Origin of the sequence: Streptomyces sp. S4.7 (genome assembly GCF_010384365.1) — a bacterium.
Lineage (GTDB): Bacteria > Actinomycetota > Actinomycetes > Streptomycetales > Streptomycetaceae > Streptomyces.
Map to the genome: position 1 here is coordinate 5,874,244 of NZ_CP048397.1, position 20,820 is coordinate 5,895,063.

The 20,820-nt window shown below is 70.6% G+C and carries 20 protein-coding genes; 17 read left to right on the forward strand and 3 right to left on the reverse strand.

Translation table 11 applies throughout. The annotated features are described in order from the left end of the window. Positions 1 to 117 precede the first annotated feature (117 nt). The 4 genes from SSPS47_RS26150 (at position 118) to SSPS47_RS26165 (ending at position 3,636) form a co-directional block, all read left to right on the forward strand. Positions 118 to 771 (forward strand): response regulator transcription factor, encoded by a 654-nt coding sequence (locus tag SSPS47_RS26150; protein ID WP_023538150.1) that lies wholly within the window; start codon positions 118 to 120, stop codon positions 769 to 771. 5 nt (positions 772 to 776) lie between these two features. Continuing rightward, positions 777 to 2,018, forward strand: a complete 1,242-nt coding sequence (locus tag SSPS47_RS26155) for a HAMP domain-containing sensor histidine kinase (protein ID WP_147878719.1) — start codon at positions 777 to 779, stop codon at positions 2,016 to 2,018. A 390-nt stretch (positions 2,019 to 2,408) separates the two neighbouring features. Beyond that, positions 2,409 to 2,705, forward strand: coding sequence for a DUF4193 domain-containing protein (locus tag SSPS47_RS26160; RefSeq protein ID WP_023538148.1), 297 nt, complete (start codon positions 2,409 to 2,411; stop codon positions 2,703 to 2,705). 13 nt (positions 2,706 to 2,718) lie between these two features. Next, positions 2,719 to 3,636 carry a hypothetical protein gene (locus SSPS47_RS26165; protein ID WP_164253100.1) on the forward strand — a complete coding sequence of 306 codons (918 nt, stop codon included), beginning with the start codon at positions 2,719 to 2,721 and terminating at the stop codon, positions 3,634 to 3,636. A 189-nt stretch (positions 3,637 to 3,825) separates the two neighbouring features. On the opposite strand, the gene SSPS47_RS26170 is transcribed toward SSPS47_RS26165, so the two are convergent. Further along, positions 3,826 to 4,317, reverse strand: a complete 492-nt coding sequence (locus tag SSPS47_RS26170) for a DUF3093 domain-containing protein (protein ID WP_147878717.1) — start codon at positions 4,315 to 4,317, stop codon at positions 3,826 to 3,828. Between the two features lie 58 nt (positions 4,318 to 4,375). On the opposite strand from SSPS47_RS26170, the gene SSPS47_RS26175 reads away from it, so the two are divergent. The 8 genes from SSPS47_RS26175 to SSPS47_RS26210 all read left to right on the forward strand — a co-directional run bounded on the left by SSPS47_RS26175 (position 4,376) and on the right by SSPS47_RS26210 (position 12,004). Further along, on the forward strand, positions 4,376 to 4,996 hold the full coding sequence (locus SSPS47_RS26175) for a PaaI family thioesterase (RefSeq protein ID WP_239065048.1): 621 nt from the start codon (positions 4,376 to 4,378) through the stop codon (positions 4,994 to 4,996). Beyond that, on the forward strand, positions 4,993 to 5,517 hold the full coding sequence (gene dut / locus SSPS47_RS26180) for a dUTP diphosphatase (RefSeq protein WP_164253102.1): 525 nt from the start codon (positions 4,993 to 4,995) through the stop codon (positions 5,515 to 5,517). Before SSPS47_RS26175 ends, dut begins: the two co-directional genes overlap by 4 nt. Position 5,518: 1 nt before the next feature. Further along, the gene (locus SSPS47_RS26185) at positions 5,519 to 6,292 is read left to right on the forward strand and encodes a DUF3710 domain-containing protein (protein WP_147878714.1); all 774 of its coding nucleotides are present in this window, start codon (positions 5,519 to 5,521) and stop codon (positions 6,290 to 6,292) included. Positions 6,293 to 6,487: 195 nt separating this feature from the next. Continuing rightward, positions 6,488 to 7,228: an ABC transporter ATP-binding protein gene (locus tag SSPS47_RS26190; protein WP_147878713.1), complete on the forward strand. Its 741-nt coding sequence runs from the start codon at positions 6,488 to 6,490 to the stop codon at positions 7,226 to 7,228. Between the two features lie 134 nt (positions 7,229 to 7,362). Further along, positions 7,363 to 9,906, forward strand: a complete 2,544-nt coding sequence (locus tag SSPS47_RS26195; RefSeq protein ID WP_164253103.1) for a sensor histidine kinase KdpD — start codon at positions 7,363 to 7,365, stop codon at positions 9,904 to 9,906. A gap of 214 nt (positions 9,907 to 10,120) precedes the next feature. Beyond that, a complete protein-coding gene (locus tag SSPS47_RS26200) occupies positions 10,121 to 10,843 on the forward strand; it encodes a response regulator (RefSeq protein WP_164253104.1) in 723 nt (240 codons plus the stop codon). A 33-nt stretch (positions 10,844 to 10,876) separates the two neighbouring features. Next, on the forward strand, positions 10,877 to 11,263 hold the full coding sequence (locus tag SSPS47_RS26205) for an OB-fold nucleic acid binding domain-containing protein (RefSeq protein ID WP_164253105.1): 387 nt from the start codon (positions 10,877 to 10,879) through the stop codon (positions 11,261 to 11,263). Positions 11,264 to 11,266: 3 nt separating this feature from the next. After that, the gene (locus SSPS47_RS26210; RefSeq protein ID WP_147878710.1) at positions 11,267 to 12,004 is read left to right on the forward strand and encodes a DUF3159 domain-containing protein; all 738 of its coding nucleotides are present in this window, start codon (positions 11,267 to 11,269) and stop codon (positions 12,002 to 12,004) included. A 544-nt stretch (positions 12,005 to 12,548) separates the two neighbouring features. Here the strand turns inward: SSPS47_RS26210 and SSPS47_RS26215 are convergent. Both SSPS47_RS26215 and SSPS47_RS26220 read right to left on the reverse strand, forming a co-directional pair. Beyond that, positions 12,549 to 13,220 (reverse strand): TrkA family potassium uptake protein, encoded by a 672-nt coding sequence (locus SSPS47_RS26215; protein WP_164253106.1) that lies wholly within the window; start codon positions 13,218 to 13,220, stop codon positions 12,549 to 12,551. Next, positions 13,220 to 13,888 carry a TrkA family potassium uptake protein gene (locus SSPS47_RS26220; RefSeq protein WP_164253107.1) on the reverse strand — a complete coding sequence of 223 codons (669 nt, stop codon included), beginning with the start codon at positions 13,886 to 13,888 and terminating at the stop codon, positions 13,220 to 13,222. The genes SSPS47_RS26215 and SSPS47_RS26220 overlap by 1 nt, the downstream gene beginning before the upstream one ends. Before the next feature lie 292 nt (positions 13,889 to 14,180). Here SSPS47_RS26220 and SSPS47_RS26225 point away from each other — a divergent pair, with 292 nt between their 5' ends. From SSPS47_RS26225 to SSPS47_RS26245, 5 genes are all read left to right on the forward strand, one after another. Further along, positions 14,181 to 14,522, forward strand: coding sequence for a winged helix-turn-helix domain-containing protein (locus SSPS47_RS26225; protein WP_164253108.1), 342 nt, complete (start codon positions 14,181 to 14,183; stop codon positions 14,520 to 14,522). Continuing rightward, complete coding sequence (locus SSPS47_RS26230; RefSeq protein ID WP_147878707.1) at positions 14,519 to 14,785, forward strand: hypothetical protein; 267 nt, start codon at positions 14,519 to 14,521, stop codon at positions 14,783 to 14,785. Before SSPS47_RS26225 ends, SSPS47_RS26230 begins: the two co-directional genes overlap by 4 nt. 169 nt (positions 14,786 to 14,954) lie before the next feature. Further along, complete coding sequence (locus tag SSPS47_RS26235; protein WP_164253109.1) at positions 14,955 to 17,063, forward strand: MMPL family transporter; 2,109 nt, start codon at positions 14,955 to 14,957, stop codon at positions 17,061 to 17,063. Between the two features lie 134 nt (positions 17,064 to 17,197). Continuing rightward, entirely contained in the window at positions 17,198 to 19,249 is a 2,052-nt protein-coding gene (locus SSPS47_RS26240; protein ID WP_164253110.1) for an APC family permease, read from the forward strand. Positions 19,250 to 19,360: 111 nt separating this feature from the next. Then, complete coding sequence (locus SSPS47_RS26245) at positions 19,361 to 20,713, forward strand: TRAM domain-containing protein (RefSeq protein ID WP_164253111.1); 1,353 nt, start codon at positions 19,361 to 19,363, stop codon at positions 20,711 to 20,713. Positions 20,714 to 20,820: the final 107 nt, after the last annotated feature.

The window sequence follows — 20,820 nt, forward strand, 5'->3', positions numbered from 1 at the left end:
CATTGTCTTACCGCCGGTTTATGCGCGTAGCGGGCAGGATGGGCCCGCACAACCAGTGCTACGACCTGCCCGGTTCCCCGGATCCCCGGCGATGGGCCCCACAGGAAGGACTTCGACGTGCGCGTACTCGTCGTCGAGGACGAGCAGCTGCTCGCCGATGCGGTGGCCACCGGGCTGCGCCGGGAGGCCATGGCCGTCGACGTCGTGTACGACGGCGCCGCGGCACTGGAGCGGATCGGGGTCAACGACTACGACGTCGTCGTGCTCGACCGGGACCTCCCACTGATCCACGGCGACGACGTCTGCCGCAAGATCGTCGAACTGGGCATGCCCACCCGTGTGCTGATGCTCACGGCGTCCGGCGACGTCAGCGACCGGGTCGAGGGCCTGGAGCTGGGCGCCGACGACTACCTTCCGAAGCCGTTCGCCTTCACCGAGCTGACCGCCCGCGTGCGCGCGCTCGGCCGCCGTACGACCGTCCCGCTGCCGCCGGTCCTGGAGCGGTCGGGCATCAAGCTCGACCCGAACCGCCGCGAGGTCTTCCGGGACGGCAAGGAGATCCAGCTCGCGCCCAAGGAGTTCGCCGTCCTCGAAGTGCTGATGCGCAGCGAGGGCGCCGTGGTCTCCGCCGAGCAGCTTCTTGAGAAGGCGTGGGACGAGAACACCGACCCGTTCACCAATGTCGTGCGCGTCACGGTCATGACGCTGCGCCGCAAGCTCGGCGAGCCGCCCGTGATCGTCACCGTGCCCGGCTCCGGTTACCGGATCTGATGCCCGTGGCGACGACCCCGGCGCCGCCGTCGGCGCCCCCGAAACCGACCTGGGACCCCCGGCGGCCCGACCAGGCCCTGCCGTGGGTCCGGCCGACGATCCGGATACGTCTGACGCTGCTGTACGGCGGGATGTTCCTCATCGCCGGCATCCTGCTGCTGTCGATCATCTATCTGCTGGCCGCGCAGGCCATCAACGAGGGCAGTGAACTGGCCCTGAAGGTGACCGGGGTCAATGTCCAGCTGACAAGCCCCACTTGTCCGGGTCTGAACGAGGCCGTCAACAACGACCAGCTGAACGCTTCACTCAAGGCGTGCATGTCCGCCCAGCGCCAGCAGGCGCTCGACGACCTGCTCACCCGCTCGCTGTTCGCCCTGACGGGCCTGTCCATCATCGCCTTCGCGTTCGGTTACGCGATGGCCGGACGGGTCCTGTCGCCGCTGGGCCGGATCACCCGCACCGCGCGCCGCGTGGTCGGCTCCGACCTGGCCCGCCGGATCGAGCTGGACGGCCCGGACGACGAACTGAAGGAACTGGCCGACACCTTCGACGAGATGCTGGAGCGCCTGGAGCGGGCCTTCACCGCGCAGCAGCGCTTCGTCGCCAACGCCTCCCACGAACTGCGCACACCCCTCGCGATCAACCGGACACTGCTGGAGGTCCAGCTCTCCGACCCCGCGGCGCCCGTGGAGCTCCAGCAGCTCGGCCGGACGCTCCTGGCGACCAACGAACGCAGCGAACAGCTGGTGGAGGGCCTGCTGCTGCTGGCCCGCAGTGACAACCAGCTCGTCGAGCGCAAGCCCGTCGATCTCGCCGAGGTCGCCACCCGCGCCGTCGACCAGACGCGCGGCGAGGCCGAGGCGAAGGGCGTCGAGATCCGTGGTGAGCGTGCGCCGGCGGTCGTGCAGGGCAACGGCGTCCTGCTGGAGCGGATCGCGCTCAACCTCGTACAGAACGCCGTGCGTTACAACGTGAAGGAGGAGGGCTGGGTCGAGGTCACGACAGCGGTGGAGCACGGTCAGGCGGTGCTGCTGGTGTCGAACACCGGGCCGGTGGTTCCCGCGTACGAGATCGACAACATCTTCGAACCGTTCCGCCGCCTCCGTACGGAGCGCACCGGCAGCGACAAGGGCGTGGGCCTCGGCCTGTCGATCGCCCGCTCGGTCGCGCGGGCCCACGGGGGCCGTATCATCGCGGAGCCCCGCGAGGGAGGCGGGCTCGTGATGCGTGTCACTCTGCCTGTCTGAACTTTCGCTCCGGATCGGAGCGAAGTTCGCTTTGCGCGGAATTTTCGGGACCCGTTCCCGGTTGGGTCGTGTGTGATCGATCACAGAGGCGAATTCAAGCCTCGCACTCTCTGTGATCAAGCCCCTGACGGAAAGCCGGGAAAATCCGGGTTTCCGGGGGTCGGGATCACGGGAAGTACACGGGGTGGCGCCCGTGAAGTACGACATTCGGACCGTGTACGGTCCGGTTCGCACCCAAAGCCGATCACTCGGAAAGAGTCCGGTTGGGTGTCGATTGAGTAACAGACCTTGATGTGAGGCAAAATCTCCGCCTCAGGTCGGGCACAAGTCCGGCCTCTCACGCGTTACGTGCGCTGAGACACCGATGACACCCAGAGGGGGAGAAGCGACATGGCAACGGATTACGACACCCCACGCAAGACCGACGACGACGTCGATTCCGACAGTCTTGAGGAACTGAAGGCTCGCCGGAACGACAAGTCGACATCCGCGGTCGACGTGGACGAGTTCGAGCAGGCCGAGGGACTTGAGCTGCCCGGGGCCGACCTCTCCAACGAGGAGCTGTCGGTTCGTGTACTGCCCAGGCAGGCCGACGAGTTCACCTGCATGAGCTGCTTCCTCGTGCACCACCGCAGCCAGCTGTCCCGGGAGAAGAACGGTCAGCCGATCTGCCGCGACTGCGACTGAGGAGCGGTCGGCCGTGGCAGGTGACACACCGTCCAGGAAACGGCGTTTCCGGCGCGAGAAGGCGCCGGAGGCGTCCCAGAGCGGTCCGGGCCCGGCAGAAGGCACCACGCCCGCTGCCGAGCACTCCGCTCTCCTGCCCCACCCCGGCGTATCCGACGACGACGAGCGAGGCCTCCCGGCCTCGCTCGAAGCGGCACAGGGCGGCCAGGACGGGCCCGCGAGCGGCGCCCGGCGCCCGGGCAGGGTCAGGCGGGGCATCCAGAAGGGCGGCGCGAGCGCCAGGGCGGGACTCGCGCATCTCGCCGACCGGATCATCGACAACGCACCGCGCGTTCCCGTCCGTGATCTGGCCACGCTCCGAAGGCAGTTCCCGGGTCTCGGGCCCGAAGAGCTCGCCGACAAACTCGTCGCGGGCGCGGCGAACAGCAGCTCCACCGTGGGCGCCGGGATCGGCGCCGTCGCGATGATGCCCGTACCGCCCGCGATGCCGGCCGAACTGGCCGCGGAGATCACGGCGGTCGCCGCGATCGAACTGAAACTCATCGCCGAGCTGCACGAGGTCTACGGCCTGCGTCCGCCCGGCAATCTGAAGGAGCGCAGCACCGCGTATCTGACCTCGTGGACCGAGGAACGCGGCGTCGACATCACGAAACCGACGACGATCAACTCGGCGCTCTCCGGCCGGATGAAGCGCGAACTGCGCCAGCAGATCATGAAGCGCACGGTCCGCAGCCTGCCCAACCTGGTGCCGTTCATGATCGGAGCGGCCGTCGGCGCGATGATGAACCGGCGTGACACCCAGAAGGTCGCCGAGCGCATCCGCAAGGACCTTCGCGCACGCCAGGTCTCCTGGGACGCCCTGCCCGCGCTGCCGCCGCTGGAGCAGCCGAAGATGCTGCCCCCCGAGCTCCCGAAGGAACTGGGCCGCTAGGGTCTGTCGTCTGGATCTTGCCGGGCTCGCGGTCCCTGGCACGCACGCCCGCCGCGTTGTCGTACTTGTCCGAGTACGCCCGGTACGGATGCGATCCTCCGTCTTGCGATCGCACGCACCAGAGGTCGTGAGCCCCGCCCTGCGGGCGGACGACGCCAGTTCGAAGGCAGGACCTGGACCGGCGGACCCTCAAGCGGGGCCGGACGCTTCCTTCTTCTCGCTCCCGCTCCGCCGCGCCGCGTCCAGCGCCGCCGCGAGCGCCCTCGGGCTCCGCGTCGACACATAGACGTACGGTGTCGGGTCGGCCGGGTCCGTGATCTCCACCCGCAGCGCCGTCGGGATGTAGCTGCGCAGCAGCATGAAAGCGCGGGGATCGGCCTTGTGCATACGCCAGGCGCGCGCCTCCTCACCGGCCAGCGCCTCGGCGTCGCCGAGCGCCGCCACCGGGATCCGGGCATCGCCCACGACCAGCGAACCGGCCACCACCCGGATCCGCGCGGAGCCGTACGAGCTGACGGCCACCGCGGCCAGCAGACCCGTCACCACCACCGCCCCGAGCATCGGCACCGTGCCCAGCGGCAGCAGGATCAGACCGCCCGAGAGCGCGACGAGCGCGGTGATCACCCACCAGGAACCCGGTGCGGTGAGACGTTCGTCGTAGGGCGCCGCTGAATGCTCCATGAAGCCAAGCTTGGCACGGTGCGACCGGCGGGTAGCCGCGCGGGTAAGGTCTGCGCCTGTGAGTACTGTGCCCTCCGGGGGGAACACCCCCCGTTCCGCCGCCCGGTCCCCGGCCCTGACGCCGCCGGCCGACGCCATAGCGCCGGTACGGCACCCGGACGCCCCCGCCCCCGGTGAACCGCTCGGCTCGCACTACGCGCACTGCTTCGGCTGCGGCGACGAGCAGCCCCACGGCCTCCACCTCCAGGCCAGGGCCGGCGAAGGCGTCACGATCACGGCCGAGTTCACCGTACGCCCCGCCCACCAGGGCGCCCCCGGCCTCGCACACGGCGGCGTCCTCGCCACCGCGCTCGACGAGTCGCTCGGCGCGCTCAGCTGGCTGCTGCGCGTGGTCGCGGTGACCGGGAAACTGGAGACCGACTTCGTCCGCCCCGTACCCGTGGGCTCGGTGCTGTTCCTGGCGGCCGAGGCCACCGCCGTGAGCGGCCGCAAGATCTTCTGCTCCGCGACCGGCCGGCTCGGCAGCCCCGAGGGACCCGTCGCGCTGCGCGCCGACGCCCTCTTCGTCGAGGTCAAGGTCGACCATTTCATCGACAACGGCCGCCAGGAGGAGATCCGGGTGGCCATGGCCGATCCCGACCAGGTCAGGCGCGCCCGCGCCTTCGAGGTGAACCCATGAGTCCTGCCCCCGGCACTCCTGTCGACGTGTTGATCCGCCGGACCGACCCGCAGGTGCCGCTCCCCTCGTACGCGCACCCGGGCGACGCCGGCGTCGATCTGGTCACCACCGAGGCCGCCGATCTCGCTCCGGGCGAACGCGCCGTGCTGCCCACCGGGGTTTCCATCGCGCTGCCCGACGGGTACGCCGCCTTCGTGCACCCGCGATCCGGGCTGGCCGCTCGTTGTGGGGTGGCCTTGGTGAATGCCCCGGGGACGGTGGATGCCGGGTACCGTGGGGAGGTCAAGGTGATCGTGGTCAATCTCGATCCGTGCGAGACGGTGCGGTTCGAGCGGTTCGACCGGATTGCCCAACTGGTCGTCCAGCAGGTCGAGAGGGTGCGCTTCCACGAGGTGGCGGAGCTTCCCGGCTCGGCAAGGGCCGAGGGGGGCTTCGGGTCCACCGGAGGTCATGCCGCGGTGGGCGCTTCACAGGGCGGGAATCGATACGCATCGGTCGTATCCGACCGGGAAGGACAGTGACGTGTTCGGACGTCGCAAGAAGAGCGGTGCCGCCGATGACACGGCGGGCGAGGCCGAGCAGGTCGTCGACGACATCGACGCCGATGACACGGAGGACGGGGCCGAGCAGCCCCGCAGGGTGAACCTTCCCCCGGCTCCCAGGCCCGACGGGCCGTGGGACATCTCCGAGGTCTCCAAGCCCGACGAGGGCCGGGTCGACCTGGGCGGCATCTACGTCCCCGGGGTCGACGGAATGGAGCTTCGTGTAGAGGTCGCGGGTGACGCGATCGTCGCGGCGACCGTGGTCGTACGCGACAGCGCCGTACAGCTCCAGGCCTTCGCCGCTCCCAAGAAGGAGGGCATCTGGAGCGAGGTGCGCGAGGAGATCGCCTCGGGCATCACGCAGCAGGGCGGCATCATCGACGAGGTCGAGGGCCCGCTCGGCTGGGAGCTCCGGGCCCAGGTGCCGGTGCAGCTCCCGGACGGAACCGGTGGCGTACAGCTCGTGCGCTTCATCGGCGTCGACGGCCCGCGCTGGTTCCTGCGCGGAGTGATCTCCGGACAGGGCGCGGTGCAGCCCGAGGCCGCCGGACTGCTGGAGCAGATCTTCAAGGACACGGTCGTCGTGCGCGGCGAGGGCCCGATGGCCCCCCGCGACCCGATCGTCCTGAAGCTGCCGGACGACGCACAGATGGTTGCCGAGGGCGTCCAGCAGGCCGAGGAGCAGGAAGGCTCGCGCTTCGCCGGTGGCATGGGGCAGCTTCAGCGCGGCCCCGAGATCACCGAGGTGCGCTGACCCGAGGGGCCCGAGACCCCGGGACTTCCCGGGGCCCACGCCGGGGACGCCCGGACACGCTCGACCCGCACCGGTGGGCCGCGCTCCCGTGACGGGGGCGCGGCCCACCGGTACGTGCGACCGCCACCATTGCCCGGCCGCACACGTCCCGCACATACTGACGCCCGGCATCCGGCACCGCACGGGGGAGCACTCATGACCGAGACCAGCAGCAGCGGCACGGCCGTCGTCGACGGGACGGCCGGCCCCATGGTGCGGGTGACCGGCCTGCACCGCTCGTACGGCACCGGCGCCGCCGCCGTCCACGCGCTGCGCGGAGTGTCGTTCACCGTGCCGCGCGGTGAGCTGATCGCGCTCAAGGGCCGCTCCGGATCCGGCAAGACGACCCTGCTCAACCTCGTCGGCGGCCTCGACACCCCGGACGACGGACAGATCACCGTCGACGGCACGGACCTCGCCACGCTCGGCGAGAGCGGCCTGCTCGAAATGCGCCGCGACCGCATCGGCTTCATCTTCCAGTCCTTCGGGCTGATCCCCATCCTCACCGCCGCCGAGAACGTCGGCGTACCCCTGCGGCTGCGCCGGGCCGACCCGCGCGAGCGCGAGGAGCGCGTGGCGCTGCTGCTCGCCCTCGTCGGCCTCGGCGACCACGCGGCGCAGCGGCCCGGCGAACTCTCCGGCGGCCAGCAGCAGCGCGTGGCCATCGCCCGCGCCCTCGCGAACCGGCCCGCCCTGCTGATCGCCGACGAACCCACCGGACAGCTCGACGCGGAGACCGGCCTCGCCGTGATGGAACTGCTGCGCGCGGTCGTACGCAGCGAGGGCGTCACCGCGCTGGTGGCCACCCACGACGCCCAGCTCCTCGGCCTCGCCGACCGCGTGCTCGAACTCGCCGACGGCCATCTCGTGGAGCACGAGCCGACCCCGCGGCCGTAGCCGCAGGATCATCAGAATCGTGTCAAGACGGACCCCCACCCCGCCAAATGTCCGTTTCGGGGCCATCCTGGGCTGTAGCTTCGAGCGCGAGGCCGTGACGGGACGCGGCGGCTCGGTGGGAAGACAATGGGGCCATGGGACGCGGCAAGCTGAGGATCTATCTGGGCGCGGCACCGGGCGTCGGCAAGACGTACGCGATGCTCTCCGAGGCGCACCGGCGCGTCGAGCGCGGCACCGACTGTGTCGTGGCCTTCGTCGAGCACCACAACCGGCCGCGCACCGAGGTCATGCTCCAGGGCCTCGAACAGATCCACCGCCGGGAGCTGCCGCACCGGGGCACCGTCTTCACCGAGATGGACGTCGACGCGGTCATCGAGCGCCGCCCCGCCGTCGCCCTGGTCGACGAGCTGGCCCACACCAACGTGCCGGGCTCCCGCAACCCCAAACGCTGGCAGGACGTCGAGGAACTGCTCCAGGCCGGGATCGACGTCGTCTCCACCGTCAACATCCAGCACCTGGAGTCACTCGGTGATGTCGTCGAGTCGATAACGGGCGTACGGCAGCGCGAGACCGTACCCGACGAGATGGTCAGACGGGCCGACCAGATCGAACTCGTCGACATGTCGCCCCAGGCGCTGCGCCGCCGCATGGCGCACGGCAACATCTACCAGCCCGACAAGGTCAACGCCGCGCTCTCGCACTACTTCCGCCCCGGCAACCTCACCGCGCTGCGCGAACTCGCCCTCCTCTGGACCGCCGACCGCGTCGACGAGTACCTCCAGCAGTACCGCGGCGAGCACAACATCCGCACCACCTGGCAGGCCCGCGAGCGCATCGCCGTCGGCCTCACCGGCGGGCCCGAGGGCCGTACGCTCATCCGCCGCGCCGCCCGCATGGCCGCCAAGGGATCCGGCAGCGAGATCCTCGCCGTCTACATCGCCCGCAGCGACGGCCTCACCTCCGCTTCGCCCAAGGAACTGACCGTCCAGCGCACCCTGGTCGAGGATCTCGGCGGCACCTTCCACCACGTCATCGGGGACGACGTGCCCTCAGCCCTGCTGGAATTCGCCCGCGGCGTCAACGCCACCCAGATCGTCCTCGGCTCCAGCCGCCGCAAGGCCTGGCAGTACATGTTCGGGCCCGGCGTCGGCGCCACCGTCGCCCGCGAGTCCGGACCCGACCTGGACGTCCACATCGTCACCCACGAGGAGGTCGCCAAGGGCCGGGGCCTGCCCGTCGCGCACGGCGCCCGCCTCGGCCGCTCCCGGATCATCTCCGGCTGGCTGGCCGGCGTCGTCGCACCCGTCCTGCTGACGCTGCTGCTCACCGCGCTGCACGACACCCTCGGCCTGGCCAACGACGTCCTGCTCTTTCTCTTCCTGACCGTCCTCGCCGCACTGCTCGGCGGACTGCGACCGGCCCTGGCGTCGGCCGCCGTCGGCTCGATCCTGCTGAACTTCTACTTCACCCCACCGACCCACAACCTCACCATCCAGGACCCCAGGAACCTCGTCGCCATCGTGATCTTCTTCGCGGTCGCCGTCGCCGTGGCGTCCGTGGTCGACCTCGCGGCCCGGCGTACCCACCAGGCCGCCAGACTCCGCGCCGAGTCCGAGATCCTGTCCTTCCTGGCCGGCAGCGTGCTGCGCGGCGAGACCACCCTGGACGCGCTGCTGGAGCGCGTGCGCGAGACGTTCTCCATGGAGTCCGTGGCACTGCTGGAACGCGCCGGCGACGTCGACCCGTGGACCCGCGCGGGCAGCGTCGGACCCCGGCCCGTCGACCGCCCCGAGGCCGCCGACGTCGACATGCCCGTCGGCGACCACATGGCGCTCGCGCTGTCCGGCCGGGTACTGCCCGCCGAGGACCGCCGCGTGCTCTCCGCCTTCGCCGCCCAGGCCGCCGTCGTACTGGACCGCCAGCGCCTGGTGGGCGAGGCCGAGGGCGCCCGCAGGCTCGCGGAGGGCAACCGGATACGCACGGCCCTGCTCGCCGCCGTCAGCCACGACCTGCGCACCCCCCTCGCCGCCATCAAGGCCGCCGTCACCTCGCTCCGCTCCGACGACGTCGAATGGTCCGACGAGGACCACGCCGAACTCCTCGAAGGCATCGAGAACGGCGCCGACCGCCTCGACCATCTCGTGGGCAACCTCCTCGACATGTCGCGGCTCCAGACCGGCACCGTCACCCCGCTGATCCGCGAGATCGACCTGGACGAGGTCGTCCCCATGGCGCTCGGCGGCGTCCCCGAGGACAGCGTCGACCTGGACATCCCGGAGTCGCTGCCGATGGTGGCCGTCGACCCCGGCCTGCTGGAGCGCGCGGTGGCCAACATCGTCGAGAACGCCGTCAAGTACAGCCCCGACGGCACCCGCGTCACCGTCGCGGCCAGCTCGCTCGGCGCCCGCGTACAGGTACGGGTCGTGGACCGCGGTCCCGGCGTCCCCGACGAGGCCAAGGAACGCATCTTCGAGCCCTTCCAGCGCCACGGGGACGCCCCGCGCGGGGCGGGCGTCGGCCTGGGCCTCGCCGTCGCCCGCGGCTTCGTGGACGCGATGGAGGGCACCCTCACCGCCGAGGACACCCCCGGCGGCGGACTCACCATGGTCCTCGATCTCACGGCCGTACCGGGCCTCGCGCCGGCCGGCCCCGAACTACCCGCACAGGTCGTGTCATGACCGGCGGCCCGGGGCCCGCCGTTCGGATCAGGCCGGGCTCGCGGTCCCTGGCACGCGCCCTCCCGGCGTTGTCGTCGGTCGGCATGGCTCCGCCATGCCTCTCTCCTCCGCCCTGAGAGCGCACGCACCAACGTGACATCAGCCGCTACCGCGGCGGGCGCTCCTTGATCCGGCCTGATCCGAACGACAGGCCCCAGCAGAAAGGCAGGCCACCATGGCGCCTCCCGCCGGGGGAGACCCCCGAGGGCCCGTGAGGGTGCTCGTGGTCGACGACGAGCCGCAGATCGTGCGCGCTCTCGTGATCAACCTGAAGGCCCGCAAGTACGAGGTCGACGCCGCCGCCGACGGCGCGAGCGCCCTGGAACTCGCCGCCGCCCGCCACCCCGACGTCGTCGTGCTCGACCTCGGCCTGCCCGACATGGACGGCGTGGAGATCATCAAGGGCCTGCGCGGCTGGACCCGCGTACCGATCCTGGTGCTCTCCGCGCGCCAGACCTCCGACGAGAAGGTCGAGGCGCTGGACGCGGGCGCCGACGACTACGTCACCAAGCCCTTCGGCATGGACGAACTCCTCGCCCGGCTGCGCGCCGCCGTCCGCCGCGCCGAGCCCGTCGGCTCCGGCGACGACGGCGGGGTCGCGATGGTCGAGACGGAGGGCTTCACCGTCGACCTGGTGGCCAAGAAGGTGCACCGGGAGGGCCGCGACGTACGGCTCACCCCGACCGAGTGGCACCTCCTGGAGGTGCTCGTGCGCAACACCGGCCGCCTCGTCAGCCAGAAACAGCTCCTCCAGGAGGTCTGGGGGCCCTCCTACGGCACGGAGACCAACTATCTGCGGGTCTACATGGCCCAGCTCCGCCGCAAGCTGGAGGCGGACCCCTCGCACCCCAGGCACTTCGTCACCGAGCCCGGTATGGGCTACCGGTTCGACCGATGATCCGGTGCCCGCGGACCCCGGTACGCTTCTGCCATGAGTGCTGAGAAGCCGACCGGCCGCTTCCGCCGGATGCTCGACCGGCTGTCCAGCTCCCAAGGGGACCTGGAATCCGAGGAGCTGCGTGAGGACACGCAGGCCTCGGGCTGCACACGCATCAGCGACTGCGGCGACCGCCAGATAGTCACGGTGACTGGTACGTTGCGGACGGTCACCCTGCGTCCACGGGCCGGTGTGCCCGCGCTGGAGGCGGAGCTGTTCGACGGCACCGCGCCGCTGGACGTGGTGTGGCTGGGACGGCGCTCCATCGCGGGCATAGAGCCGGGCCGCAAGCTCATCGCATCCGGCCGGATCTCCATGAGCCACGGCCGTAGGGTGCTGTTCAACCCCAAATACGAACTCCGACCGCTCGGACAGGAGTAGCCGGTGACGTCAACCGACAAGCCCGCGACGACAGACCCCAGTACCTCGGGCGCCCCCCAGGGCGCCGACCCGCAGACCGACGCCGATGCCAAGGCCGTCACCGAGGCCGCGCTCTTCGAGGCGTTCGGCGGCGTGCGCGGCATGGTGGAGACGGTCGTCCCCGGACTGCTCTTCGTCACGATCTTCACGATCAACAAGGACCTGCACGTCTCGGCGATCGCCGCGCTCGCGGTGTCGCTGCTGCTGGTCGCCGTCCGGCTGATCCGCCGCGACACGGTGAAGCACGCCTTCAGCGGCGTCTTCGGGGTCGCCTTCGGTGTGGTCTTCGCGATGATGACCGGCAACGCGAAGGACTTCTATCTGCCGGGCATGCTCTACACGCTGGGGCTGGCCGTCGCCTACATCGGGACCAGCGTCGCGGGGGTGCCGCTGATCGGGTTGATCCTGGGGCCGGTCTTCAAGGAGAACCTGTCCTGGCGCACGCGGAACCCGGGGCGCAAAGCGGCGTACACGAAGGCGAGTTACGCGTGGGGGTTCATCCTCCTCGCGAAGTGCGCGATCCTCTTCCCGCTGTACTGGTGGGCGGACACGACGCAGCTGGGCTGGGTACTGGTGTCGCTGAAGATCCCGCCGTTCCTGCTGGCGGTGTATCTGACGTGGGTGTTCCTGGCGAAGGCGCCGGCGCCGATTGACGTCTTCGCCGAGATGGAGGCGGAGGAAGCTTCGCGGGAGCAGCGGTAGGTGGTTGCTGTTTCGTTGCCGGGGGTGGGGGCCCTTCCGGGGGTGGGGCGGTTGCGGTTGTCGGTCGTGGGCGGGGTTCGGGGTCTCCGGAGGGGCATGTCCGGACGGCGTGATTTACGGCGCGTGCAGGGCTCGTTGGACCCGCTGACCCATCGTGTTCACGCGCCACAAATCAGCCTGAGTGTCCGAACACACCCCCTCCTGCGCCCCCGCCCCCCTCACACCGGCGACCTCAACGGTCACCGATCCACCGTCCCCCTCCCGCGGGTTGGAAGGGGGACGCGCAGGGGTCGTGTCCGGACACTCGGGCTGATTTGTGGCGCGTGAGAAGCCCGGTTCCCGATACACCAACGAGCCTTGCACGCGCCGTAAATCACGCCGTCCGGGCATGACCTCGGAGCGGCGCCCGGCCACCACCGCGACCACCCCGAGCCCGGCCGGCGATTGAGGCCAGAACCGGCCCGCACGGCCCGCACGGCGCGGACCCGGCAACCGAGCCCGGCCCGCAGGGCCGCCCCCCGCCGGGGACGGCGACCCCGCAGCGCTACGCGTCTTCCCGGCGCACCGACAGCAGGTCCTCCAACTGCTCCTCCCGCGCCTGCGCCGCCACGAACAGCAGCTCGTCCCCCGCCTCCAGCGTCTCCTCCGCGTGCGGCGTCAGCACCCGCGAGCCCCGGATGATCGTCACCAGCGACGTGTCCTCCGGCCAGTTCACGTCCCCGACCTGGGTCCCCGTCACCGCCGACTCCGGCGGCAGCGTCAGCTCCACGAGGTTCGCGTCGCCGTGGCTGAAGCGCAGCAGCCGTACGAGATCGCCGACGCTCACCGCCTCCTCCACCAGCGCCGACATCAGCCGCGGCGTCGACACCGCGACGTCCACGCCCCAGGACTCGTTGAACAGCCACTCGTTCTTGGGGTTGTTGACGCGGGCGACCACCCTCGGTACGCCGTACTCCGTCTTGGCCAGCAGCGAGACGACCAGGTTGACCTTGTCGTCGCCGGTCGCCGCGATCACGACGTTGCAGCGCTGGAGCGCCGCCTCGTCCAGCGAGGTGATCTCGCAAGCGTCGGCCAGCAGCCACTCCGCCATCGGGACCCGTTCGACCGAGATGGCGGTGGGCGCCTTGTCGATCAGCAGGATCTCGTGGCCGTTCTCCAGCAGTTCGCCCGCGATGGAACGACCCACCGCGCCTGCTCCGGCAATCGCGACGCGCATCAGTGACCGCCCTCCTCGGGGCCCTCGGCGAAAGCCGCCTCGACCTTCTGGATGTCGTCCGTACGCATCATCACGTGGACGAGGTCGCCCTCCTGGAGCACGGTCTGCGACGTGGGCAGTATGGCCTCGCCGAGCCGGGTGAGGAACGCGACCCGGACGCCCGTCTCCTCCTGGAGGGTGCTGATCTTGTGGCCGATCCAGCCGGCCGACGTGTGGACCTCGGCGAGCTGTACGCCGCCGCTCGGGTCGCGCCACAGCGTCTCCGCGCCGGACGGCAGCAGCCGCCGGAGCATCTGGTCGGCGGTCCAGCGGACGGTCGCCACGGTCGGGATGCCGAGCCGCTGGTAGACCTCCGCGCGCCGGGGGTCGTAGATGCGCGCGGCCACGTTCTCGATGCCGAACATCTCGCGGGCCACCCGGGCGGCGATGATGTTCGAGTTGTCGCCGCTGCTGACCGCGGCGAACGCGCCCGCGTCCTCGATGCCCGCGTCGCGCAAGGTGTCCTGGTCGAAGCCGACGCCGTTGACACGCCGCCCGCCGAAGCCGGAGCCGAGCCTGCGGAACGCCGTGGGGTCCTGGTCGATGACCGCGACCGTGTGCCCCTGCCGCTCCAGGCTGGTCGCGAGCGCGGCTCCCACTCGGCCGCAGCCCATGATGACGATGTGCACGTCCTCTTTACCCCGCAGTCCTGTTCGCCGAGCTGACCTGCGTAAACACCTGGTTCACTCTTCCTTCTCCGTGCGCCGGGCCACGGACGGGGACAACCGTACGGGGCGCCGCCCGGTGATGAGCTTATGCGTCCGTGTCCGCCGTGCCGTCACCCGTGTCGGGGAGGCGTCGGGGGGACCCTGAGACGACCCCGACTTCCCCTCAGTCCACCCTGATATGTGTCAGGTTTCTTTGACAGGTCCGGGAGCTACTGTCAGTCTTCTCTGACAGGTGCTGATGAAGGGCGCTGCGATGCAACAGGTCCCGACCGGCGACGAGCTGCTGAAAGTGCTCGGCGCGCTCGGCAATCCACACCGGATGCGGATCGTCGGCGCGCTCCTGGAGGGCCGGAACTACGTCAGCAGGCTCGCCCGCGAACTCGGCATCGGCCGTCCGCTGCTGCACATGCACCTCCAGCGGCTGGAGGCGGCCGGTCTGGTCGTCGGGACGCTGGAGCTGTCCGAGAGCGGCAAGGCGATGAAGTACTTCGAGCTGACGCCGTTCTGTTTCGCCCTGACCCCCCAGTCCGTCGCCACGGCGGCGCAGACGCTCACCCAGGAAGAGGGAACGACCATGAAGGAGTCCGCGAAATGAACGATTCGGGATGGACGGACCTGGCCGGGGCCATCGGCGCCGGCGGCGTCTTCCTGTTCCTCATCGTGGTCGTCTGGCAGGTCGCGGCGACCTGGCGCGCGCGCATGCTGGCCGCGCGTGAGGAGCAGTACAAGCAGCTCGCCATGAAGTACGCGCAACTGTTGGAGGACAACGTCGAACTGCACCGTCGCACGCTCGACGAGCTGACGCAGGCCCGCGGCTCGATCGCGTCGATGGAGAAGATGATGCGCGAGATCGAGTAGGACCGGCGCCAAGTGAAGTCGTACGGCCGGGAGTTCCAGCTCCCGGCCGTACTGATGGAGATCCGTCACCCGGGGCACCACCCCCACGCGCCGCGGCAGGTCGGCAAACCATCACGCCGCGGTGCGGGAGGAGTGTGCCCCTCACTCACTCCATACGAGGAGATTACTCATGACCACGTTGCCGAAGCGGCTCGCCGGGGCACCCGGCGGCAGCCGCGGGAAGTGGTTCGTCCTGGTCGCCTGGCTCATCCTCGTCGTCGCGCTCGGCCCGCTCGCGGGCAAGCTCGGCGAGGTCGAGGAGACGGGGCCGAACGCGTTCCTGCCCCGTGGCGCGGAATCGGCCCGGGTCAACACCGAGCTGGAGAGGTTCCGCACCGACACGCTGATGCCGGCGGTCGTCGTCTACACCGGCGAGGGGGCCGCGGCGAAGGCCGGCGCGGACCGCGAGCGCTTCGCGCCGTACGTCGCCGAGGGCGAGCAACTGCCGCCCGCCGTACGGTCCGAGGACGGCGAGGCCCTGATGGCCGTCGTGCCCCTGTCGTACGAGGACGAGATCACCGACACGGTCGACAGGCTCCGCGACATCGCCGGCGCCAACGCCCCACCCGGTGTCGAGGCCGAGGTCGGCGGCCCCGCCGCCTCCCTGACCGACTCCGTCGCCGTCTTCGGCACCCTCGACGCGACCCTGATGATCGCGACCGGGCTCGTCGTCGCCGTCCTGCTGCTGATCACCTACCGCAGCCCCCTGCTGTGGCTGTTCCCGTTGCTGTCCGTCGGCTTCGCCGCCGTACTCACCCAGGTCGGTACGTATCTGCTCGCCAAGTACGGCCATCTGCCGGTCGATCCGCAGAGCGCGGGCATCCTGATGGTGCTCGTCTTCGGCGTCGGCACGGACTACGCACTGCTGCTCATCGCCCGCTACCGCGAGGAACTGCACCGCCTGGAGGACCGGCACGAGGCGATGCGGACCGCGCTGCGCCGCTCCGGCCCGGCGATCCTCGCCTCGGCGGGCACCGTCGCGATCGGGCTGGTCACTCTGGCGTTCGCCGACATCAACTCCTCACGCTCCATGGGGCTGGTCGGCGCCGTCGGGGTGGTCTGCGCGTTCCTCGCGATGGTCACGGTGCTGCCCGCGCTGCTGGTGATCGCCGGCCGCTGGGTCTTCTGGCCGTTCGTCCCGCGCTTCGGCACCCCCGTCCGCAAGGAGGCCACCGTGTGGTCCCGGATCGGCGCCCTGGTCGCCCGGCGCCCGCGCTGGTCCTGGCTGATGTCGGTGGGCGTCACCGGAGTCCTCGCGCTCAGCGCGGTCGGCATCGACATGGGGCTGCGGCAGTCGGAGATGTTCCAGGAGAAGCCCGAATCGGTCGTGGCGCAGGAACTGATCTCCGCGCACTACCCGTCGGGCGCCTCCGATCCGGCGAAGGTCGTCACCCGCGCCGACCGCGCCGCCGACGTCGGGGCGGCCCTGCGGGACGTCGAGGGCGTCGCACGCGTGGAGGACGGCGACCGTACGCCCGACGGACGCCTCGCCACGCTGTCGGTGGTGCTGACCGACACCCCGGACAGCGCTGCGGCCAAGGCCACCGTCGACCGGCTCAGGGACGCCGTACGGACGGTGGACGGCGCCGACGCCCTCGTCGGCGGGGCGACCGCGCAGACCCTCGACACCCAGCGGGCCGCCGACCGCGATCTGCGCACGGTCATCCCCGTGGTGCTGGTGGTGGTGCTGGTCGTACTGATCCTGCTGCTGCGCGCCCTGGTCGCACCGGTGCTGCTGCTCGCGACGGTCGTCCTGTCGTACTTCGCCGCGCTCGGCGCGTCGAACCTCCTGTTCGAGCACGTCTTCGGCTTCGCCGGTGTCGACTGGTCGATCCCGCTGATGGGCTTCGTGTTCCTGGTCGCGCTCGGCATCGACTACAACATCTTCCTGATGCACCGGGTCCGCGAGGAGGCGCTGCGGATCGGCCACAGGCGCGGCGTACTGGAGGGCCTGACCAGCACCGGAGGTGTGATCACCTCGGCGGGCGTGGTGCTCGCCGCGACCTTCGCCGTCTTCGCGGCGCTGCCGCTGGTGACGATGGCGCAGATGGGGGTGATCGTCGGGATCGGAGTCCTGCTTGACACCTTCCTGGTCCGTACGGTGCTGGTGCCCGCCCTCGCGCTGGACCTGGGGCGCCGGTTCTGGTGGCCGGGGCTGCTCTTCGCCCGGGGCGCCCACGACGGTCCGGCGGGGCCGTCCGAGCGGCCGGCGGGGGAGCGCTCGCCCGAGCACGTCTGACGCCGTTCGCTCGGGCCGCGCCGCCCCGCTCGCCGGAGCCCCAACGCCCGCCGCGCGGGGCGGTGGGGCTCCGGCCCCGTCCGGGCGGGGTGGTGCTTGCGAGGGCCGAGCCCGTACGGCTTACGATCCTCATCGTGCCGAAACTGACCGACGTGCCCAAACGGATCCTGATCGGGAGGGCGCTGCGTAGCGACAGGTTGGGAGAAACGCTCCTTCCCAAACGCATCGCACTGCCCGTCTTCGCCTCCGACCCGCTCTCCTCGGTGGCCTACGCGCCGGGGGAAGTCCTCCTGGTGCTCTCCATCGCGGGCGCTTCGGCGTACCACTTCAGCCCGTGGATCGCACTGGCCGTGGTGGTCCTGATGTTCACCGTCGTCGCCTCCTACCGTCAGAACGTGCACGCCTATCCGAGCGGCGGCGGCGACTACGAGGTCGCCACCACCAACCTCGGGCCCAAGGCCGGTCTGACCGTCGCGAGCGCCCTGCTCGTCGACTACGTCCTGACCGTGGCCGTCTCGATCGCCTCCGGCGTCGAGAACCTCGGCTCGGCGGTCCCCTTCGTCATCGAGAACAAAGTCCCGTGCGCGATCGGGATAATCGTCATCCTGACGCTGATGAATCTGCGCGGCGTACGGGAGTCGGGCAAGCTCTTCGCCATCCCGACGTACATCTTCGTCACCGGCGTCTTCATCATGATCCTGTGGGGCGCCTACCGAGGGCTCGTACTCGACGACACCATGAGCGCGCCCACCGCCCACTTCGAGATCAAGGCGGAGGAGAGCGGACTGGCCGGGTTCGCGCTGGTCTTCCTCCTGCTGCGCGCGTTCTCCTCCGGCTGTGCGGCCCTCACCGGCGTCGAGGCCATCAGCAACGGCGTCCCCGCCTTCCGCAAGCCCAAGAGCAGGAACGCGGCCACCACGCTGGCGATGATGGGCACCCTCGCCGTCACCATGTTCTGCGGCATCATCGGCCTGGCCATGGCCACCGATGTGAAGATGGCCGAGTTCCCCGGCAAGGACCTGCTGCGCGACGGTGTGCCGGTCGGTGACGGCTACGTCCAGAACCCGGTCATCACCCAGGTCGCCGCCGCCGTCTTCGGGGCGGACACCTTCTTCTTCGTCCTGCTCGCCGGCGCCACCGCGCTCGTGCTGTTCCTGGCCGCCAACACCGCGTACAACGGCTTCCCGCTGCTCGGCTCGATCCTCGCGCAGGACCGCTATCTGCCGCGCCAGCTCCACACCCGCGGCGACCGCCTCGCCTTCTCCAACGGCATCGTGCTGCTGGCCGGCGCCGCCATCCTGCTGGTGTGGCTCTACGGGGCCGACTCGACCAAGCTGATCCAGCTCTACATCGTCGGTGTCTTCGTCTCGTTCACCCTCAGCCAGACGGGCATGGTCCGGCACTGGAACCGCCATCTGCGGACCGAACGCGACAAGGCCAAGCGCCGCCGCATGATCCGCTCACGCGCGATCAACGCCTTCGGCGCCACCTTCACCGGGCTCGTCCTGATCGTCGTGCTGGCCACCAAGTTCACGCACGGGGCATGGGTCGCCCTGCTGGGCATGGTGATCTTCTACGGGACGATGAGCGCGATCCGCCGGCACTACGACCGCGTGGCCGAGGAGATCGCCGCCGCCGAGGCCCCCGGCCCCGACAGCGTACGGCCCTCCCGCGTCCACACCATCGTGCTCGTCTCCAAGGTCCACAAGCCGACGCTGCGCGCGCTCGCCTTCGCGAAGCTGACACGCTCCGACCGGCTGGAGGCGCTCTCCATCAACGTCGACCCCGCCGAGACGAAGCAGTTGAGGGAGGAGTGGGAGCGGCGCGGCATCAATGTCCCGCTGAAGATCCTCGACTCCCCCTACCGCGAGATCACCCGGCCCGTGATCGAGTACGTGAAGGGCCTGCGCACCGAGAGTCCGCGCGACGTCGTCAGCATCTTCATTCCCGAGTACGTGGTCGGCCGCTGGTACGAGCAGGTGCTGCACAACCAGAGCGCGCTCCGGCTCAAGGGGCGGCTGCTCTTCTCCCCGGGCGTGATGGTGACCTCCGTGCCGTACCAGCTGGAGTCCTCCGAGGTCGCGAAGAAGAGGGCCAGACGGCGTGCGGAGTGGAGCGCGCCCGGCTCGGTGCGGCGGGGGCCGGTGGACACACGGCCGAAGAAGGAGCCCACGGGGAAGTCCTGAGGGACCGCGGGTGGCGGTGGGCGCTGCCGCCCGCACGTAGACTGATTGGCTTCCGCCGCCCCACCTTCCCGCCTTTGACCTCGTCTTTGACCTTTTGGAGCCCAGCCCCTCATGCAGACAGAACCGCAGCCTTCAGAGCAGGCTCCTGAGCAGGCTTCGCTGGTCGGGGAGGAGTACGAGGTCGAGGTCGGTCCCGTCGCGCACGGCGGCCACTGCGTCGCCCGCACCGACGGGGGCCGGGTGCTGTTCGTACGGCACGCGCTGCCCGGCGAGAGGATCGTCGCCCGTGTGACGGACGGCGACGAGGGCTCGCGCTATCTGCGGGCCGACGCGGTCACCGTCCTGGAGGCCTCCAAGGAACGCGTCGAGGCCCCCTGCCCGTACGCGGGCCCCGGCATGTGCGGCGGCTGCGACTGGCAGCACGCCAAGCCGGGCGCGCAGCGCCGCCTCAAGGGCGACGTCATCACCGAGCAGCTTCAGCGACTGGCCGGCCTCACCCCGGAGGAGGCGGGCTGGGACGGCACGGTCATGCCCGCGCCCGGCGACAAACTCCCCGCGGGCGAGGTGCCCCAGTGGCGTACCCGCGTGCAGTACGCCGTCGACGCCGACGGCCGCGCCGGACTGCGCAAGCACCGCTCGCACGACGTACAGCCCGTCGACCACTGCATGATCGCCTCCGAGGGCGTCAGCGAACTCGGCGTCGAGAAGCGCGAGTGGCCGCAGATGGCCTCGGTCGAGGCGATCGCGGCCTCCGGCTCCGGCGACCGCCAGGTGATCCTCGCCCCGCTCAAGGGCGGCCGGCTCCCGCTGGTCGAGCTGGACAGGCCGGTGTCGGTCCTGCGGATCGAGGAGCACGACGGGGGAGTGCACCGGGTCCACGGTCGCGCGTTCGTCCGCGAACGCGCCGACGACCGCACCTGGCGCATCGGCATGGGCGGCTTCTGGCAGGTCCACCCGAAGGCCCCCGAGGTCCTGGTGGAGGCCGTGATGCAGGGCCTGATGCCGCGCAAGGGCGAGACGGCCCTCGATCTCTACTGCGGGGTGGGCCTGTTCGCCGGGGCGATCGCCCAACGCGTGGGCGAGACGGGCGCGGTGCTCGGCATCGAATCCGGCAGGCGCGCGGCGGAGGACGCCCAGTACAACCTCCAGGACCTTCCCAGGGTCCGCATCGAACACGGCAAGGTCGACACGGTGCTGCCCCGCACCCAGATCACCGAGACGGACCTGATCGTCCTCGACCCCCCTCGCGCGGGCGCCGGCAAACAGGTCGTCAACCACCTCGCGGGCCTGGGCGCCCGCCGCATCGCCTACGTGGCCTGCGACCCGGCGGCACTGGCCCGCGACCTGGCCTACTTCCGCACGGCGGGCTACAAGCCACGGACGCTGCGGGCGTTCGACCTGTTCCCGATGACGCACCACGTGGAGTGCGTGGCGATCCTGGAGCCTGCCGAGAAGGGCCGCTGACCCGCTGCTTTGTTGCAGGCGGTCACTTCGGCTTATTCGCGCTCGCGGAATGCGTCGGCTGAGGTTCGCTTGTGCGGAACGTTCCGAGCTGCGGCTTCAAGGGCTGG

Excerpts from the sequence above, each read along its gene's own strand:
- SSPS47_RS26160 (WP_023538148.1), top strand. The coding sequence starts at position 2,409 with ATGGCAACGGATTACGACACCCCACGCAAGACCGACGACGACGTCGAT.
- SSPS47_RS26170 (WP_147878717.1), bottom strand. The coding sequence starts at position 4,317 with ATGGAGCATTCAGCGGCGCCCTACGACGAACGTCTCACCGCACCGGGT.
- dut (WP_164253102.1), top strand. The coding sequence starts at position 4,993 with ATGAGTCCTGCCCCCGGCACTCCTGTCGACGTGTTGATCCGCCGGACC.
- SSPS47_RS26190 (WP_147878713.1), top strand. The coding sequence starts at position 6,488 with ATGACCGAGACCAGCAGCAGCGGCACGGCCGTCGTCGACGGGACGGCC.
- SSPS47_RS26195 (WP_164253103.1), top strand. The coding sequence starts at position 7,363 with ATGGGACGCGGCAAGCTGAGGATCTATCTGGGCGCGGCACCGGGCGTC.
- SSPS47_RS26200 (WP_164253104.1), top strand. The coding sequence starts at position 10,121 with ATGGCGCCTCCCGCCGGGGGAGACCCCCGAGGGCCCGTGAGGGTGCTC.
- SSPS47_RS26205 (WP_164253105.1), top strand. The coding sequence starts at position 10,877 with ATGAGTGCTGAGAAGCCGACCGGCCGCTTCCGCCGGATGCTCGACCGG.
- SSPS47_RS26215 (WP_164253106.1), bottom strand. The coding sequence starts at position 13,220 with ATGCGCGTCGCGATTGCCGGAGCAGGCGCGGTGGGTCGTTCCATCGCG.
- SSPS47_RS26225 (WP_164253108.1), top strand. The coding sequence starts at position 14,181 with ATGCAACAGGTCCCGACCGGCGACGAGCTGCTGAAAGTGCTCGGCGCG.
- SSPS47_RS26230 (WP_147878707.1), top strand. The coding sequence starts at position 14,519 with ATGAACGATTCGGGATGGACGGACCTGGCCGGGGCCATCGGCGCCGGC.
- SSPS47_RS26235 (WP_164253109.1), top strand. The coding sequence starts at position 14,955 with ATGACCACGTTGCCGAAGCGGCTCGCCGGGGCACCCGGCGGCAGCCGC.
- SSPS47_RS26245 (WP_164253111.1), top strand. The coding sequence starts at position 19,361 with ATGCAGACAGAACCGCAGCCTTCAGAGCAGGCTCCTGAGCAGGCTTCG.